Source organism: Paenibacillus amylolyticus (assembly GCF_047302515.1).
Taxonomy (GTDB): Bacteria; Bacillota; Bacilli; order Paenibacillales; family Paenibacillaceae; genus Paenibacillus; species Paenibacillus amylolyticus_G.
The window spans coordinates 1,756,437-1,772,556 of sequence record NZ_CP168019.1 but is presented as its reverse complement, the minus strand read 5'-3'; the positions used below and the strand labels follow the sequence as shown (position 1 = coordinate 1,772,556).

The following is a 16,120-nucleotide window of genomic DNA, read 5'->3' as shown; positions in this document are numbered from 1 at the left end:
ATACTCAGGATAATTGCTGTGCCTTCAATTTGAGATCATTCAATATCTGCATCGCCTGAAGAGGCGTCATATTCATGACATCGATATCTTTCATCGTACGGATGAATTCTCGCGCTGGTTTATCCACCGCAACTACATCCGGTTTCGTTGCCACATTCGGCTCATCATCTCCAAAGATGGACAGTTGAACCACATCCGAATGGTTTGCGCTGGACTGTCCTTTGCTGTTTGATTTCTTGGCATGTTGCTTCCCAACCGAATCTTCAATAGAAGGTGTGTACTCTGCACTCTCCTCAATCTCGTGTTCCCGGATCAATGGTGCTGAATCCGTGTGCCGGAATTCTCCACCTTTTAATTTCAAGCCTTCTTCCTGCTTCTCGTTTCCGATATATTCACTGCCCACAGCTACTTGCGCGGCCGCATGTTCGAACCCATGCAATAGTCCATTCGCCCGCTCAATAATGCTATCAGGCAGACCTGCAAGGCGTGCACAATAGATACCATAACTGCTGCTGGCTGCTCCGGCAATCAATTTGCGCAGGAAATTAACTTTGTCACCACTCTCTTGTACCGCCATCGAGTAGTTGGCCAGCTTATCCAGACTCTCCTCCAGATGAGCAAGTTCATGGAAATGAGTTGATACAAGAGCTTTACAGCCAATAATATCATGTACATATTCAATAACAGACTGAGCAATCGCCATACCTTCACTGGTCGACGTTCCCCGTCCCAATTCATCTATAATAATCAGACTACGTGGTGTGGCTTTGTCCGTCATGACCTGAATGTCGGCCATCTCCACCATGAATGTGCTTTGTCCGCCAATGAGATCATCCGCGGCACCGATCCGTGTGAAAATGCGATCCATGATCGGCACTTCGGCCTGACCCGCAGGTACAAAACAACCCACTTGCGCCAAAATGGAGATTAAAGCGACCTGTCGCATATACGTACTCTTACCAGCCATATTTGGACCGGTAATCAGCAGAATACGTGCCTCTTCCTTGGTCATTGCCGTGTGATTGGCAATAAATGCGCCGTCTCGCATGACCGCCTCAACGACCGGATGGCGTCCTTCTTCCACAACCAGATCATAACCGTCGGTCAGCGTAGGCCGTACAAAGTTACGCTCAGCGCTAATCACCGCAAAAGATTGATATACATCAATTTCCGCTACCTGTTCAGCCAGCTTCTGCAATCTTGCAATCTCTTTGTTCAGCCGCTCGCGCAGCTCTGCGAACAATCCATACTCAATATCAACCATTTTGTCCTGCGCTTCGAGAATCAGCGTCTCTTTTTCCTTCAACTCCGGCGTAATGTAACGTTCTGCATTGGCAAGTGTCTGTTTACGTTCATAACGTCCCTCCGGCAGTGCGGACAGATTGGACTTGGTGATCTCGATATAATAACCAAACACTTTGTTATATCCAATCTTCAGCGATCGAATGCCTGTCGCCTCACGCTCTCGCGCTTCAAGCTCCGCAATCCACTGTTTCCCGTTAACCGAAGCCTCACGCAATTCATCCAGACGTTCATGGTACCCTTCACGAATCAGACCTCCATCCCTTACCGATACCGGCGGCTCGTCCACAATGGCTTGCCCGATGGCTTCACGCAGATCATTGCAATCATCCATCGTTTCGGCAATATGCTGCAATGTTGCGGAAGATGATCCTGTGCAATGTTGACGAAGTCCTGGAATTTTCTCCAGCGATGACTTGAGCGCATTCAGGTCACGACCATTGGCATTACCAAACGCAATCCGGCCTACCAAACGCTCCAGATCATAGATGTCTTTGAGTTCTGCCCGCAGGTCCTCACGCAATATAAACTGGTTGTACAACGTATCCACTGCTTCAAGACGCTCATTAATCTTTCCTTTTTGCAATAATGGCTTATCGACCCAGCGACGCAGCATTCTTGCACCCATGGACGTCTCGGTCCGATCAAGCAACCAGAGTAATGAACCTTTTTTGGAGCGTTCACGCACAGTTTCCACCAATTCCAGGTTCCGGCGGGTAAACGGGTCCAAGATCATATAATGATCGGGCTCATACGTTGAGATTTGTGTTAATTGTCCCAGAGAACGTTTCTGTGTCTCACTCAGATAGGAGAAAAGACGTGCAATGCATGCTTGACGTTCAGGCTCTAATCTTGCCCACACAGCCTCCCCAAACTGCTGACGAACCAGATCTTCCTTATTCTTCGTCCAAGTTGTGTAGACCACAGGTCGACCGATTGGAGATGCCTCGGCTTCTACCATTTCAAGCAGTGCTGCATCCCCCAGCAGTTCCGATGGTTCATAGATACCAATCTCATCCTTAAGCCATTCCTTGGAAAAGGGCACCGATGTCACATACAACTCACCCGTTGACAGATCACAGGCCGCGAGCGCCAGTGTATTCTGATTACCGGTCAGGCACACCATGTAGTTATTGGACTTGTCCCCCAGGGTCTTGCCTTCCATCACCGTTCCGGGTGTCACCACACGTACAATTTCACGTCGTACCATGCCTTTGGTTACACTTGCATCTTCCATCTGTTCGCAGATGGCCACTTTATATCCTTTTTCAATCAGACGCTGTATGTAATTGTCAGCCGAATGATAAGGTACACCGCACATCGGAATTTTGTCATCCGTGCCCCCATTGCGTGCGGTCAGCGTGATCTCAAGTTCACGGGAAGCATTAATCGCATCCTCGAAGAACAGTTCATAGAAGTCACCCAATCTAAAAAATAGAAAAGCATCCTGTGCCTCGGCCTTCACTTGCAAATATTGTTGAATCATTGGCGTATACTGAGCCATGATGAATATCCTCCATCCCGTTCCTATAATGTCAGGAAGAAACGCGTCCTGGAAGGACAATAAGACGGTCAGGCACTGTGTTTGCGCCTCCGCCTTATGTGTTGGCTAATCGCCACTTCCTTCAAGGGTTGCTGCTCCATATCTTCCGTAGCTCTCACTTATAAAAGACTTGTTTCTTATTATATCAAAAAAACGTCCGTACTTCATGAACCTGCCCGAATATTCCAGAGTTTGCGAATATCGCGGCTCTCATCCCAAGTTCTTCCCAGTTTTAATTGAAGGATTAACGGAGACGCATACCGTTCATAACGTGCATATCCATCCAACCTCTTCAGATCATCTACCAGAGTTGGAATGTGTTCCTTAATCACTTCGCGCTTTCCCTCATAAAAAGCGGCATGAACCTCAGCTTTTGCCAACGGACGCTGCCGTAATTGAGTATACCCGCTCGCGATCAGACCTGCCAAGGCCACAACACCTTTTGCAACAAGGGGTGACACAAGAAAGCTGGGTAACGTACGATACTCAAACCCACCATAGGATTTCAGGCGAAAATCACCAAGTGCTCCATAACGGGGTCGTCTTCCCGAGCCACGGGGGTCTTGCAGAAATGCCAGTGGCAATGCCAGATAATTGTCCAGTGCACGGAGCAGTTCCCCGGTAAGATTCACGCCGCTAAAATGAATATGACCGCCCAGAGGTAACCCCCGCTGTGGCATCCCTCCTGCCTGCCAGATGAGCGAGTGATCACTGATGCTGCGGGAAGCAGCTGCGAATGCCCTCATCAGATGGGCCAGCAGTTCTCGTGGTTCGGAGCTGGGAGCCGGTCTCAGTTCGGCAACCGGATATATGCGCCGTCCACCAATCGTCACGGAATCACAGCCTGCCATTCCTGTACGTTCAAGAAATTTGGAGGCGGGTACGATTTTGGATTCCGGCATCTGCACCAGAAGAAACTCCGGGTCCATGCCGAGTATCGGAATGGGTCTGTGACTCTGCTCCTCATTCAGCAGTTCCTGCTGCTGCTTCCAGTTTTCCCTGTAAGTAGCAGCAAGGTTAGTCACCCCTTTCCAGGGGCCCGGATCGATCGATATCACCGCACAGCCGCCGTTCCCGGAGGATTCCATTCGAACAGCTCCATGATCCAGTCCTAGCGTATACAGTGTTTTGATTGCAAGGCGTTCAACACGCTTGAACAAGGTTGAACTCGCTTCACGCTCCAACAGACTTTCCTGTGTCCCCCCTCCCATGCCGCTAGTATCCTTGCGTTTGATCCGGATCGCCTGCAGACAGCTTATCTCTACATCGTAGCGTACACGCAAACCTGGTTCACGCTTGCGCCGATCCCGCAGTGACAACACTTCAATACCGGCCTGTTTTAACCGTTCTGTACGTTCAGCAGAGGTCATACTTTCATATCGGCGTAGCGCTTCCTCCGCTTGTTCCATCACATTCATTACGTCCCCCCTCCCAGATCATTCAACTAAAATAAAAATAACCCCGCAATGCGGAGCCTTCCCGTGAAAGGTATTCCAGGCACATTGCGAGGCTCGTTACCACCCATTTTTCAATATTTAAGAAGAAAGAGGGCTTACGCCCTCTTCACCGCGCCTTCTGGCGCATATGATACCTTAGGTTATCAAATACAGGCGTCAAACTCACAGCTCATCGTCGAGCAGATCGGGATCGAGATCGTCATAATCTCCATCGCCACTGCCAAAGTCATAGTCCTTGTCTTCGTAATCACCGCAACCATCTGTGCAAACCTTCACACAAACTTTAGTCTCGGCAACGAGTTCTACAGCGAATTCCCGTTCTACTCGGATAATTACACTGCTTCCACCTGCTGATACTGTGGCTTCCACACAGCTAGGTTCCTGCGTTGCATCCGCAGATACCTCCACTGTGGAAGTCCGGTGTTTCGGGTCCAGATAGGACAAAGGCACATGTTCTACATACGAGACCGTTTCTTTGGCTACATCCGTCTGCGAATTCTTGTCATAGGAATACCAAATGTTGATATCGTAAGTACCAATAACTTCAATTCCGTCACCCGCTGATACGGCTTCATATTGGTGGTTGATAATCCAAGCCCCCAAAATACTTGTCGGACCATTTGGCGGAGTCACGGTATGTGTTACGGTAGAGAACTTACGACCTTTGCCGCAGATCGCCTTCGTGATAATCTCTCTACATTGATGTTTATGACTCAATGACATCTTTAAACCTCCTCCATACAATCATTCACTACAAGTGTATGCAGGGCATTCGTCTAGGGTGACAACTATTTTCTATTATTCGTTTGTAGATTGGGACCGGTCCGAGATTGGGGACGGCGCTTTGTCCTTCTTCGCGACTTTCAGATACAGCGCGAGTTCACGGCACAGCTGGAGAATTGCGGAACGAATCTCGAATTCTTCCCTTGTATCCGGGAGCTCCATACGTTTGAATTCTTCTTGCACATCTGCAAGAAGTTTTTCAGTTCGTCCGGTGTAGGATTCAGTAAGTACATCCTGACTAAGCTGATCGAACAGCTCCGAGACCATTTCCGCATGTGGCATCTTCTGATAGATCTGGGACACGAGATGCATCATGTGCTGGATGGAGTCCAACTGCGTTTTGCGCATATAGAAGTAGACACTCCATTCCTCATTCGGATGAATCACCTGATTCTCCAGAGACCGCTTGGCAGCATCAATACCGCCAAGGATCGCTTTATCTGCTTCAATCAGCTCTCTCCCCGCCCATGCTTCATTGGGATTACGCAGCGTGGCCGCAAATTCCTTGAAAATCTTCGAGAAGAGTTCATCGATTCGTTTGCGAATGCGTAGCATTTGTGGATCTGCTGCCGGCATATAGGCCAGGTTAACCGCCATTGCGGAACCAAGACCAATTAACAACAAAGCAATTTGTACGAGGACGACATGCACGTCCATCTCCCCGCCGCCGAACACCCGAAACACCACAACAGAACCTGTAACAATACCTTCTTTGAAGCCTACCCGGACAATAGCCGGGAATGCGATCAATATGTATACCGCCAGCACCCAATAATGGAAGCCTAGAAAGTGAAAAAGTACACTTGCAAATAAAAGTCCAACTACGGAAGCAAAGAACCGCGCCGATATGGTGCGAATACTTCGTTTTCTCGTTACATCCACGCCAAGAATGGCAAGCAATCCCGCTGATGTTGGTCCCGGCAAGCGACACCAGTCTGCAATCAATACAGCCATTAATGCGGCGATTGCAGTTTTAATTACCCTAAAACCCATTTAACATTCCATCTCCTCTAAGCTGCAAAAAAATTCTTAGCCAGCTCGTCGCCTCATTCATTTATCATGACTAGTATGTCTCATCCAAATGTAAACTAGACGACATCAACCGACATGCGCATGCATGCCGGTCACAGCAACACGCCCCGAATGAGGGACGCTGGCAAGTTAGATCGTTGCGACAGAACCTCAAGGCCCTCTTCTCCAATCATCGCATTCATTCCGGATCTGCGCGGAATAATCATACTAAATATGGTACTTGATTTTACGGTATCGGGCAACGTGACACCCCTTGTGAAATTGTATACATATCATACCCGGTCACATTACGAGTAAAACACTTCCGAATCACCTGCGGCCAGCCAGCATTTTGCGTTCTGCATAGACAACAAGTTGGTACATGGCTGTTGCAACGGCAGCAATAATTAACAGACTTGATAATACAAGTGTGAAGTTGAATACTTGGAATCCGTAGATAATCAGATAACCGAGCCCTTGTTTGGCGACCAGAAACTCACCCACAATTACACCCACCCAAGCCATGCCAACGTTCACTTTCAAGGTGGATACAATCGCCGGAAAAGAAGCAGGTAATACAACTTTTGTAAAAATCTCGGAACGGTCTCCACCAAACGTACGAATGACTTTAATATAATTGGGATCGACTTCATTGAAGCTGTTATACACGACCAGTGTCGTGATAATGACCGTGATGGACAATGTGGTCATAACAATCGCTGTAAAACCCGCGCCGAACATCACAATAAAGATCGGGCCAAGTGCTACCTTTGGCATACTGTTGAATACAACCATATAGGGGTCCAACACTTTGGACAAAAAAGGAGACCACCAAATTAAAACCGCAAGCAAGGTTCCCACCAGTGTTCCCAGTAAAAAACCAACTGCCGTTTCCCCTACGGTTACCCCAACATGTGCCCACAACTCGCCACTAGCGATGTCCTTGCCAATCTGGGCAAAAACCTTACTCGGATAACTGAATAACAGTACATCAATCCAACGGAGTCTGCCTGCCACTTCCCATAGCAAAAACATACATACTAGCATAGATAACTGTACGGCAAGCACTTGGTGTCGCCATCTGGCCACCTGCTGAATATGATTCCGATGCAGCTGCCCCATCCATTCGTCACGCTTTTCCTGCTTCGGATTCATTGGATTCACGCGTCTTCCTCACCTCCCCCGGACTGATCCAGTTCACTCCACAACGCCTGAAACAACGCATTAAATCCTTCTTGCTCCCTGGCATGAAACGGCTGAGATTTACGAATTCCATCGGGAATGATAAATTCACGACGGATGCGGCCCGGATTGCGATCCAGTACAATGACGCGGTCACTAACCGCAATGGCTTCAGACAAATCATGGGTGACGAGAACGGATGTTTTGCCAAACTGTTTTAACGTGTCCGAGACCAGATCCTCCAATTGCAGCTTGGTTTGATAATCAAGTGCTGAGAATGGTTCATCCAACAATAAAATTCCCGGATCGGTTGCCAACGTGCGCACCAGAGCCACTCGCTGTCTCATACCCCCTGAAAGTTCTGACGGGTACTGATTCTCCGTTCCGGCCAACCCCATACTTACCAGCAGTTCTCGTACACGCTCACGGCTCCGTTCATCCAGTCTGCCTGTCAGTTCAAGACCGATTAATGCATTATCCAGAATGGTCCGCCACGGAAACAGATAGTCCTGTTGAAGCATATAACCAATCTGTGCTGAGGGGCCGCCAACGAGTTTGCCTTTAACCTTAACCTCTCCTCGGGTGGGTGTGAGCAGCCCGGCGATGATCGACAACAATGTCGTTTTACCGCATCCACTCGGTCCAACCAGACTGACGAACTCTCCTTTTTGGATCTCCAGACTCAAGTCCTCAAGCACCAAGGAAGCTTCCCGCTCGCTGACGTATACTTGAGAGATCCCCTCCAGTCGGATCACACTTTCGGATTCAGGCATTCTGCTCACTTCCTTTCCTGAATACCCCATTACTTTGATTTCGTAGCTTCTTCCGCATGGGCATTATCCACAATGGCATTCAAATCCACACGTTCTTTCAACTCTCCGGCGGCACTCATGACATCAAGCAGATTGTTCCACTCTTCCTCATCAATGATCGGATCCGTTGCATAGCTGCCCTGTTCCTTATAACGGTTCACACTACTTACCAAAATGGCTGGATCGATGTCTTTGAAAAAAGGAGAAATGACTTCAGCAATCTCTTCAGCCGTATGGGAATCCACCCATGCCTGCGCTTTGTGTAGACCATTCGTAAACTTCTGTACGATATCCTTATTGTCGTTAAGATAACTCTGTTTCGTCATGAAGACGGTGTAAGGCAGAAGACCACCTTCTGTGCCAAACGATGCAACAACCTTACCCCGACCTTCTTGTTCAAAGATGGATGCCTGGGGTTCAAACAGTTGAACATAATCTCCCGTGCCTGAGGCGAAAGCAGACGCAATGTTGGCAAAGTCCACATTTTGAATCAGCTCCAGATCACTTTGAGGATCAATGCCATGTTTGTTCAGTGCGAACTCCCCTGCCATTTGCGGCATGCCGCCTTTGCGTTGACCGAGAAATGTGGAATCCCTCAGTTGCTCCCAATCGAAGCTACCTTCTGTGTTACGAGCGAACAGAAATGTACCATCCGTCTGGGTGAGCTGGGCAAAGTTAATGACCGGATCTTCCGCTCCTTGCTGATAGACATATATGGACGTCTCCGCCCCTACCAGTGCGATATCCACCGAACCTGCGAGTAATGCCGCCATCGTTTTGTCACCACCAGCAGTCGTTTGAATATCCACCTCAAGTCCCTGCTCTTCAAAAAAACCTTGAGCCACAGCCACATACTCCGGTGCGTAAAATACCGAACGAGTCACTTCGCCAATCGTAATCTTGGCTTCATTCTCTTCCTTATTACAGCTGGTGAGCGCCACAATGATAATCAGCAGAATAACGATGCCCCGGACGAACCATGGCGTGTATTTCATGTTGTTTCCCTCCTTCACTGGTTTCAGCAGTTTCTCTCTATTATGGATATGCCGATGCCCAACAAAAGGTTAAGAACTTAAATGCAAAAAAGAGCCGGGCAATGTTGCCCGACTCTTCAGCTCTTCGAAATGTTATTCAGTATGTTATTTACGGGGATACCTACAGCTTGTAAATCTCGGCATATTTGGCTTCCAGATAATCAGCCAGATAATCCGGGTTCAATTCTTCACCCGTTATGGCAACAATTAATTCGGAAGGTGTGCGACTTCTACCATACCGGTAGATCTTGTCTGTAAGCCATTCCTTAATTGGAATCAGATTACCTTCGGCAATGAGGGTATCAAACTCCGGCATTTCCTTGCGCAATGTATGTAGAATTTGAGCTGCATACATATTACCCAGAGAATACGAAGCAAAGTAACCAAAGTCACCACCAGACCAGTGAACATCCTGAAGAACACCGTCTCCATCATTCGTTGGCATAATACCTAGGTATTCCTTGTATTTTGCATTCCATGTCTCTGGCAGGTCTTTCACTTCCAAACCATCGTTGAATAACATTTTCTCGATCTCATATCGGATAATAATATGCAGGTTATAGGTCAGTTCATCCGCTTCAATCCGAATGAGTGAACTCTCCACCCGGTTGATTGCACGATAGAAATCTTCCAGTTCAACCTCGCTCAGTTGCGGGAAATGCTGCTGCAAATCTTTGTAATAACGTGTCCAGAATGGCAGGCTGCGCCCAATCATGTTTTCCCAAAGACGGGACTGGGACTCATGAATCCCCATGGACGTTCCTTCGGCAAGAAGAGTACCCGCCAGACTGTCATCAATATTCTGCTCGTACAGGGCATGTCCGCCCTCATGCAGTGAACTGAAGACTGCGCTTGCTACATCATCTTGCAGATAATGTGTTGTGATTCGCACATCACCCGGGTTAAGACCCGTTGCAAAAGGATGAACACTCTCGTCCAATCGTCCAGCTTCAAAGTCATAGCCCATTTGTTCCAGGATGAACAGACTGAATTTTTCCTGCTGTTTGGTGTCAAACAACTGATTCAGGAACTCTGTATTTGGCTTGTTTTCTGAAGCATTAATCTTCTCTTGCAAAGGCACCAAACGTGCTTTGAGGCGGGCGAACACAGCGTCCACTTTCTCAACCGTCAGATCTGGTTCATACATATCAAGCAGCGTATCATAACGTGTATCCTTCACACCCCAATAATCAATAAACTCCTGTTTGAGCTTAACGATATCTGTCAGATAAGGTGAGAACCCTGCAAAATCACTGTTATGCTTGGCATCTTCCCATGCGGTTTCAGACTTGGCTGTTAGCACGGTATAAGCTTGTACTTTCTCAGGTGGTACAGACTGACTGCGATCATATTCTTTCTTGCAATCTTCAACCAGACGACGATCTATATCTTCGAGCTGTTCCAATACTACTGGAGTCGTTAATGCATCCAGGTAAGTCTTCATGTCAGCCGAGGTTTGCAGCTTGAATGCTTCGGTGGACAACATACCTAGCGTCTCCGAACGAGTCGGAACGCCTTTTTTCGGCGCACCTGTGCGCAGATCCCAGTGAAGCAAACCAATGGCTTCATGATAGCTCTTAATTTTACGAGCCAGATTACGGAAGGATTCCAAATGTTCCTGTGTTTGTTTATCCATTGTTATCGTTCACCTCTTCAAAAAAAATGTTATACCCTATTGATGATACTTTTTGCATTGCGTATAATCAACTTTTAACAGATGAAAATTGCATTGTTCTCCTAAAGATACGTGTTCAAAAAGTCTGGTTTTCATTACCGAGAAGATAGAAATGGCGTTCAACTTCGATGCTGATGATGCCCTCAGGCATGATTTGTAATCAAAAGTGGACTTTTTGAACAACCTCTAAAGGGTTGGAGTAATGCCATCTGCTGACCGCGAAATACTATTAAAGCAAAGGCGTGTAGGACAAGCTGCATCATATGCAAGTGGCCGTGCTCGTCGTATTGGATAACAGGAGGCAATGGACATGAACAACATTCAAGAGATTTTGACTTACAACAAATCATTTGTCGAGACTAAAGAATACGAAAAGTATACGGCTGGCAAGTTTCCAACCAAAAAGATGGTTATCATCACTTGTATGGATACACGTCTGGTGGAATTGCTGCCCAAGGCTATGAACTTGAAAAACGGCGATGTGAAAATCATCAAAAATGCAGGCGCAATTATCTCTCAGCCTTTCGGAAGCGTAATGCGTAGTGTACTTGTCGCCATCTATGAACTGGGTGCAGATGAAGTCCTAGTAGTGGGGCATACGGAATGTGGTATGGCTTCCCTTCACGCTGAGACCATGATTGGACATATGGTTGAGCGTGGTGTATCGGAAGAAGTCATGACAACCCTGGAGAACTCTGGCATCCGTTTGCAAAAATGGTTGCGCGGGTTTGACAGCGTCGAAGAAGGGGTAAAACATACTGTGGAAGTGATCAAGAAGCATCCTTTACTTCCTCCCAATGTACCCGTCCACGGCATGGTTATCGATTCTGCTACAGGTGAACTTGATCTTGTCGCTGAGGGGTATGGACAACAGGCATCTCTCTAAATGGTTTGGAGTGCGGACCTTATGGTTCGCACTTTTTTTGTCTAAATTAAGGCAGTTGTTCTGTCAGGTTGTCAAACCATACAGTTTCAGTGTACACTTTTTATGAAAGCGGTCAAAGAAAGTAAAAACGATTGTTCTCTCTGACCTAGCCCTAATATTAAGGAGACATGTGCATGAACATACTTTCCTACGGATTACTCGGGCTGCTTACCCGCGAGGAGTCATCGGGCTATGATCTGATGCTGAAAATCCAGCCACATTGGCAGGCGAAACACAGCCAGATCTATCCACTCCTGTCCAAGATGGAAAACGATGAGTTATTGGCCTCCCGCTGGGTACAACAGTCTGACAAACCGGACAAGAAAATGTACGCAGTTACGGAAAAAGGCATTGAAAAGCTCTTGGAATGGATGATTACTCCTGTTACCGCACCGGTTACACGCGATGAATTTAATTTGCGTATTTTGTGTGTTGGCATAGCGGAAGACGGAAGCATGAGACGCATTCTTAACGAGCGTAAAAGCTGGTTTATGGAACGCATACGTTATTTCGAGGATCTGAAGTCACGTATACCTCAGGATAATCTTCGTGTAGGCAACCGAGATTTTGGAAGCTACATCCTGGTACAAAAAGGGTTAATGCACGCACAAACTGGCCTGGAGTGGTGTCATTGGGTTACCCAATTGCTTGATGGCCAAGCTGCAATTCAAGACCCAAGTCCAAGCGTTTCAGAAATTTAATAAAATTTGAAACGTTCCTGCAAGTTGACCGTATTACATGAGTAAGGCCCATTTTTGGGCGATTCAAACAAATTAATCGGGGGGTTACGATCTTTACAATGAAGAAAAAATTCGGAGTTAAACATCTAATGATGGTATTTATGGCCTTTACATTATTGTTCGCAACAGTGGGAGTAACGAATCCGGATTCTGCAGATGCAAGACGTGGTGGCGGATTCAAATCCGGTACGAAAAGTTATAGCAATACACCTAAGAAATCCGACAGCAATGTAAGCAAATCGAATACGAATAACAACTCCAGCAATGGAGCAGCTACAACGAACCGTGGCGGATTCTTCGGCGGTGGCGGCGGATTCATGAAAGGCATGATGCTTGGTGGTCTTGCTGGTATGATGTTTGGCGGATTGTTCGGTGGCATGGGCGCTCTGGGTAACATCCTTGGATTGCTCGTGAACGTTGCAGCAATTATGTTGATTGTTATGCTGGCTATGGCACTCTTCAGAGCCATCTCCAATCGTCGCAAACCTGCAGCGGATGGTCGTTATGACCGTCGCAATGATCGTGATGATGACCGTAACAGAAACGGACGGTACTAATCTCTATGGTTCTGAGCATGGATGAAATTGTGAATGCAATCTGTATTCATATGGCAGAACGTAAGGGTGTACGTCCAACCGATGTGAACGTAGAACTGAGCTGGGAAGAAGATACAGGTTATTCCGCTGAAGTTTGGATTCAAGGCCGTAGTCAATATCTGGTGGAGTCCAATATGATTGAAGCGATTCTTCGTTACCTGCACAGTGAATACAACATCCGGGCGTACCGTGAAAATGTGCGACTTGATCTGGATGAAGAAATCACAGCGATCGTTAATCAATAAGATAGGTCACTCACTGGCCTGATATACGAAAGACCGCCTTCCATCTCTGTCGCCTGACAGAGATGGAAGGCGGTCTTTTTGTTTCTGTATTTGTAGCTCTATTTGTGCGTCTATTGTAGTCTCTATACGTCTCTGTGTTACGTTCTAATTCTTGGAAACTACGATTGAAGTTTAACCAGGCTGTAGTTCTTCTTACCTTTACGGATAATAATGAATTTACCGCCAATGGCATGCTCTGCCGACACTGTGAATTCAAGCTCCGTGATTTTCTCACCGTTCATGGAGATAGCGCCTTTAGTGACATCCTCACGCGCCTGGCGTTTGGATGGCTCCAACCCCAGATCTACGAGCCAGTCGACGATATTTTTCGCTTCCCCGTCCGTTTCGAATGTTGGCATTTCCTTGAAACCCTGCTCGATTTCATCTGCTGTCAGGGAACGGATATCACCACTGAACAGCGCCGCTGTAATACGCTTAGCCTGTTCGAGCATTTCTTCGCCGTGAACGAATTTTGTCATTTCTTCCGCGAGTGCTTTCTGTGCTTCACGTCTGTGCGGCTCTGTCTCTACCTTTTCAGCCAAAGCTTCGATTTGTTCTTTGCCGAGGAAAGTAAAGTATTTCAAGTATTTAATGACATCACGGTCATCTGTATTCGCCCAGAACTGGTAGAACTCAAATGGTGTTGTTTTGTTCGGGTCAAGCCAGATTGCGCCGCCAGCTGTTTTACCGAATTTCGTACCGTCTGATTTGAGCATGAGTGGAATGGTCAGACCGTACGCCTTCGCTTCAGATCCTTCTTTTTTACGAATCAGATCGAGACCACTTGTGATGTTACCCCATTGATCCGAACCACCGATTTGAAGCTGTACATCTTCGTTCTGGAACAGGTGCAGGTAGTCGAGTGATTGAAGGATCTGGTAGGAAAACTCGGTGAACGAGATTCCGCCTTCCAGTCTGCTCGCAACCACATCCTTAGCCAACATTGTGTTAAGGTTAAAGTTTTTGCCGTAGTCACGCAAGAATTCAATCACATTGATTTTGTGTGTCCAATCGTAGTTGTTCACCATGCGAACCTGATTATCACCGTCTGTTACAAACAACTTTTTCATCTGCGTTGTCAGTGCATCCACATTCTCCTGCACTTGCTCCATCGTTTGCAAAGAACGCTCTGCCTGCCGACCACTTGGATCACCAATCGTTCCTGTAGCTCCACCTATCAAAATAACCGGACGGTGTCCTGCCAGTTGAAAACGTTTCAGCATCATGAATGGAATGAGATGTCCGATATGCATGCTGTCCCCCGTAGGGTCAACGCCGCAGTACAATGAGATTGATTTGGTTTCAGTCAACTCACGCAGTCCCTCTGTATCTGTCTGCTGGTTAATGGCGTCACGCCACTGTAGTTCATCAATAATATTCATCATGTGTATAACCCCTTTTCTATCCTCAAGATTCAGTCATGATCAACGTTAAATTACAAAATTACACGCTGGAACGGCTTTTTTGGACACAAAAAAATCGCCTCCTTGTCTTCATTAGACACAGGGACGATTATCATAACCGTGGTACCACCCAAATTGCATGGACAACACGTGACCTTAACACGTTATCCATACCACTTTTGGCAATATATCGTTTGCCCATCCGCTTGGCATTACCCAAGTACTCCAGAGTGTAATTCGCAGCCCTTGTATGTATCAGGTTCCATCAACCCCTGACTTTCTGTAACAGGGACAAAGCCGCTACTGCGCTCTATCAACGTGATTCATGTATTCAATTTATAGCAAGTATAGCCGAACGTTTCAGTCATTGCAAGACCAAGTATTAATCTTCGAACAGAACAACGGATGCATAGTTGAAACCAGATTATATGATCATCATGTTCAATTTTCCGTGATAATAACCATAGGCTTTCTCCGCGATCTGATCCTCATTGTTCCAAAACTGCTGATCCAGCGCATCTAACTGCTGCTCTTGTTCCTTTGTCAGGAATTTAGGAATATCCCACAGTTCGGTAAGCCTTTCATCCTCTTTCAAGTGCTCAATGCAGCCGTATGCTGACGTTATAATCTCCACGACTTGAGTCGCATCAATGATATGTAATGCCCGCAACGCGTAACGGTATACCTCTTCCCCCCAGTTACAGAAAAACTGTATAAAACCGCCATTAAAGACATCCGCCTCTAACAGCCATAAAGCAGCAATGTCCTGCTCGTTCGAAGTCAACGATGCCCAGCCCTGTTCAGATTCATTCTTTTTTTCGACAAATAACACAGCATAGTCATACCATACGTCATTAATATCTTGCTCGCTCACGTAGCACACCTCACTTTTCTTTATGCCATGCCCTCTAACTCCTGACGTTTACCCGTCTGATGCCAATGTAAATACGGATTACCGATCTGTTGGAAGGCTTCCAGGACACCCCTGTTCAGATCCTTCATCACTTCATTTGTATAGTTCAAATGCATCTCTTTATTATCCACGCCATGTCGTTCCAACAACCCTACATGCGTCGCGGTGAAAATAATATCCTCCAGCAACCAATAGATGACTTCATCCGGTTGTTTCACCCGTTTCTCCAATGAGACGAGACCACGTTCGTATATTCGAACGATATACGCATCTTTTCTACTCTCTACATAGGGCACCCCATCCCATTTAAAGGTATCAAACAAGCGGTTAACATAGTTCTGCATCTGTTCCCTAGGAGAAGATGTATGCTCTAAAAGCTGTAAAAGGATGTCTGCCAATTGTTGTTTGCTTAACATGTTGGACATGAATGCACCTGCCTCTATAAAGTAACGTCGATGAC

General features: G+C 46.8%; 15 protein-coding genes and 1 other annotated feature. Of the genes, 4 read left to right on the top strand and 11 right to left on the bottom strand.

Annotated elements, in window-relative coordinates:
* Positions 1 to 4: 4 nt before the first annotated feature.
* The 8 genes from mutS to ACDJ59_RS07790 all read right to left on the bottom strand — a co-directional run bounded on the left by mutS (position 5) and on the right by ACDJ59_RS07790 (position 10,760).
* Positions 5 to 2,806: a DNA mismatch repair protein MutS gene (mutS, locus tag ACDJ59_RS07825; protein ID WP_413408238.1), complete on the bottom strand. Its 2,802-nt coding sequence runs from the start codon at positions 2,804 to 2,806 to the stop codon at positions 5 to 7.
* 203 nt (positions 2,807 to 3,009) lie between these two features.
* Complete coding sequence (locus tag ACDJ59_RS07820; RefSeq protein ID WP_413408236.1) at positions 3,010 to 4,263, bottom strand: putative amidoligase domain-containing protein; 1,254 nt, start codon at positions 4,261 to 4,263, stop codon at positions 3,010 to 3,012.
* A 201-nt stretch (positions 4,264 to 4,464) separates the two neighbouring features.
* Positions 4,465 to 5,025, bottom strand: a complete 561-nt coding sequence (locus ACDJ59_RS07815) for an outer spore coat protein CotE (protein ID WP_062835006.1) — start codon at positions 5,023 to 5,025, stop codon at positions 4,465 to 4,467.
* A gap of 75 nt (positions 5,026 to 5,100) precedes the next feature.
* Positions 5,101 to 6,078: an aromatic acid exporter family protein gene (locus ACDJ59_RS07810; RefSeq protein WP_036613548.1), complete on the bottom strand. Its 978-nt coding sequence runs from the start codon at positions 6,076 to 6,078 to the stop codon at positions 5,101 to 5,103.
* Between the two features lie 348 nt (positions 6,079 to 6,426).
* Complete coding sequence (locus ACDJ59_RS07805; protein WP_370511416.1) at positions 6,427 to 7,218, bottom strand: ABC transporter permease; 792 nt, start codon at positions 7,216 to 7,218, stop codon at positions 6,427 to 6,429.
* A gap of 38 nt (positions 7,219 to 7,256) precedes the next feature.
* Positions 7,257 to 8,051, bottom strand: coding sequence for an ABC transporter ATP-binding protein (locus ACDJ59_RS07800; protein WP_047843426.1), 795 nt, complete (start codon positions 8,049 to 8,051; stop codon positions 7,257 to 7,259).
* Between the two features lie 29 nt (positions 8,052 to 8,080).
* A complete protein-coding gene (locus ACDJ59_RS07795) occupies positions 8,081 to 9,085 on the bottom strand; it encodes an ABC transporter substrate-binding protein (RefSeq protein WP_127547621.1) in 1,005 nt (334 codons plus the stop codon).
* A gap of 160 nt (positions 9,086 to 9,245) precedes the next feature.
* Positions 9,246 to 10,760 carry a carboxypeptidase M32 gene (locus ACDJ59_RS07790; protein ID WP_413408233.1) on the bottom strand — a complete coding sequence of 505 codons (1,515 nt, stop codon included), beginning with the start codon at positions 10,758 to 10,760 and terminating at the stop codon, positions 9,246 to 9,248.
* Between the two features lie 349 nt (positions 10,761 to 11,109).
* On the opposite strand from ACDJ59_RS07790, the gene ACDJ59_RS07785 reads away from it, so the two are divergent.
* From ACDJ59_RS07785 to ACDJ59_RS07770, 4 genes are all read left to right on the top strand, one after another.
* The gene (locus ACDJ59_RS07785; RefSeq protein WP_036613541.1) at positions 11,110 to 11,685 is read left to right on the top strand and encodes a beta-class carbonic anhydrase; all 576 of its coding nucleotides are present in this window, start codon (positions 11,110 to 11,112) and stop codon (positions 11,683 to 11,685) included.
* A gap of 173 nt (positions 11,686 to 11,858) precedes the next feature.
* Positions 11,859 to 12,425, top strand: a complete 567-nt coding sequence (locus ACDJ59_RS07780; RefSeq protein ID WP_036613540.1) for a PadR family transcriptional regulator — start codon at positions 11,859 to 11,861, stop codon at positions 12,423 to 12,425.
* Between the two features lie 98 nt (positions 12,426 to 12,523).
* Complete coding sequence (locus tag ACDJ59_RS07775; RefSeq protein ID WP_036613538.1) at positions 12,524 to 13,021, top strand: hypothetical protein; 498 nt, start codon at positions 12,524 to 12,526, stop codon at positions 13,019 to 13,021.
* A 5-nt stretch (positions 13,022 to 13,026) separates the two neighbouring features.
* Positions 13,027 to 13,305: a YxcD family protein gene (locus ACDJ59_RS07770; protein WP_017687903.1), complete on the top strand. Its 279-nt coding sequence runs from the start codon at positions 13,027 to 13,029 to the stop codon at positions 13,303 to 13,305.
* A gap of 158 nt (positions 13,306 to 13,463) precedes the next feature.
* Here the strand turns inward: ACDJ59_RS07770 and tyrS are convergent, their stop codons facing one another.
* The 3 genes from tyrS to ACDJ59_RS07755 all read right to left on the bottom strand — a co-directional run bounded on the left by tyrS (position 13,464) and on the right by ACDJ59_RS07755 (position 16,085).
* Positions 13,464 to 14,726, bottom strand: coding sequence for a tyrosine--tRNA ligase (tyrS, locus tag ACDJ59_RS07765; protein WP_413409745.1), 1,263 nt, complete (start codon positions 14,724 to 14,726; stop codon positions 13,464 to 13,466).
* Between the two features lie 119 nt (positions 14,727 to 14,845).
* Positions 14,846 to 15,073: a binding site (T-box leader), on the bottom strand.
* Between the two features lie 98 nt (positions 15,074 to 15,171).
* On the bottom strand, positions 15,172 to 15,621 hold the full coding sequence (locus ACDJ59_RS07760; RefSeq protein WP_413408232.1) for a DUF4375 domain-containing protein: 450 nt from the start codon (positions 15,619 to 15,621) through the stop codon (positions 15,172 to 15,174).
* 20 nt (positions 15,622 to 15,641) lie between these two features.
* Positions 15,642 to 16,085, bottom strand: a complete 444-nt coding sequence (locus ACDJ59_RS07755) for an Imm63 family immunity protein (protein ID WP_413408230.1) — start codon at positions 16,083 to 16,085, stop codon at positions 15,642 to 15,644.
* Positions 16,086 to 16,120 lie beyond the last annotated feature (35 nt).

What these genes read in the sequence shown, in the direction of transcription:
- mutS (WP_413408238.1), bottom strand. Translation starts at nt 2,806, where the DNA reads ATGGCTCAGTATACGCCAATGATTCAACAATATTTGCAAGTGAAGGCC.
- ACDJ59_RS07820 (WP_413408236.1), bottom strand. Translation starts at nt 4,263, where the DNA reads ATGAATGTGATGGAACAAGCGGAGGAAGCGCTACGCCGATATGAAAGT.
- ACDJ59_RS07815 (WP_062835006.1), bottom strand. Translation starts at nt 5,025, where the DNA reads ATGTCATTGAGTCATAAACATCAATGTAGAGAGATTATCACGAAGGCG.
- ACDJ59_RS07810 (WP_036613548.1), bottom strand. Translation starts at nt 6,078, where the DNA reads ATGGGTTTTAGGGTAATTAAAACTGCAATCGCCGCATTAATGGCTGTA.
- ACDJ59_RS07805 (WP_370511416.1), bottom strand. Translation starts at nt 7,218, where the DNA reads ATGGGGCAGCTGCATCGGAATCATATTCAGCAGGTGGCCAGATGGCGA.
- ACDJ59_RS07800 (WP_047843426.1), bottom strand. Translation starts at nt 8,051, where the DNA reads ATGCCTGAATCCGAAAGTGTGATCCGACTGGAGGGGATCTCTCAAGTA.
- ACDJ59_RS07795 (WP_127547621.1), bottom strand. Translation starts at nt 9,085, where the DNA reads ATGAAATACACGCCATGGTTCGTCCGGGGCATCGTTATTCTGCTGATT.
- ACDJ59_RS07790 (WP_413408233.1), bottom strand. Translation starts at nt 10,760, where the DNA reads ATGGATAAACAAACACAGGAACATTTGGAATCCTTCCGTAATCTGGCT.
- ACDJ59_RS07785 (WP_036613541.1), top strand. Translation starts at nt 11,110, where the DNA reads ATGAACAACATTCAAGAGATTTTGACTTACAACAAATCATTTGTCGAG.
- ACDJ59_RS07780 (WP_036613540.1), top strand. Translation starts at nt 11,859, where the DNA reads ATGAACATACTTTCCTACGGATTACTCGGGCTGCTTACCCGCGAGGAG.
- ACDJ59_RS07775 (WP_036613538.1), top strand. Translation starts at nt 12,524, where the DNA reads ATGAAGAAAAAATTCGGAGTTAAACATCTAATGATGGTATTTATGGCC.
- ACDJ59_RS07770 (WP_017687903.1), top strand. Translation starts at nt 13,027, where the DNA reads ATGGTTCTGAGCATGGATGAAATTGTGAATGCAATCTGTATTCATATG.
- tyrS (WP_413409745.1), bottom strand. Translation starts at nt 14,726, where the DNA reads ATGAATATTATTGATGAACTACAGTGGCGTGACGCCATTAACCAGCAG.
- ACDJ59_RS07755 (WP_413408230.1), bottom strand. Translation starts at nt 16,085, where the DNA reads ATGTCCAACATGTTAAGCAAACAACAATTGGCAGACATCCTTTTACAG.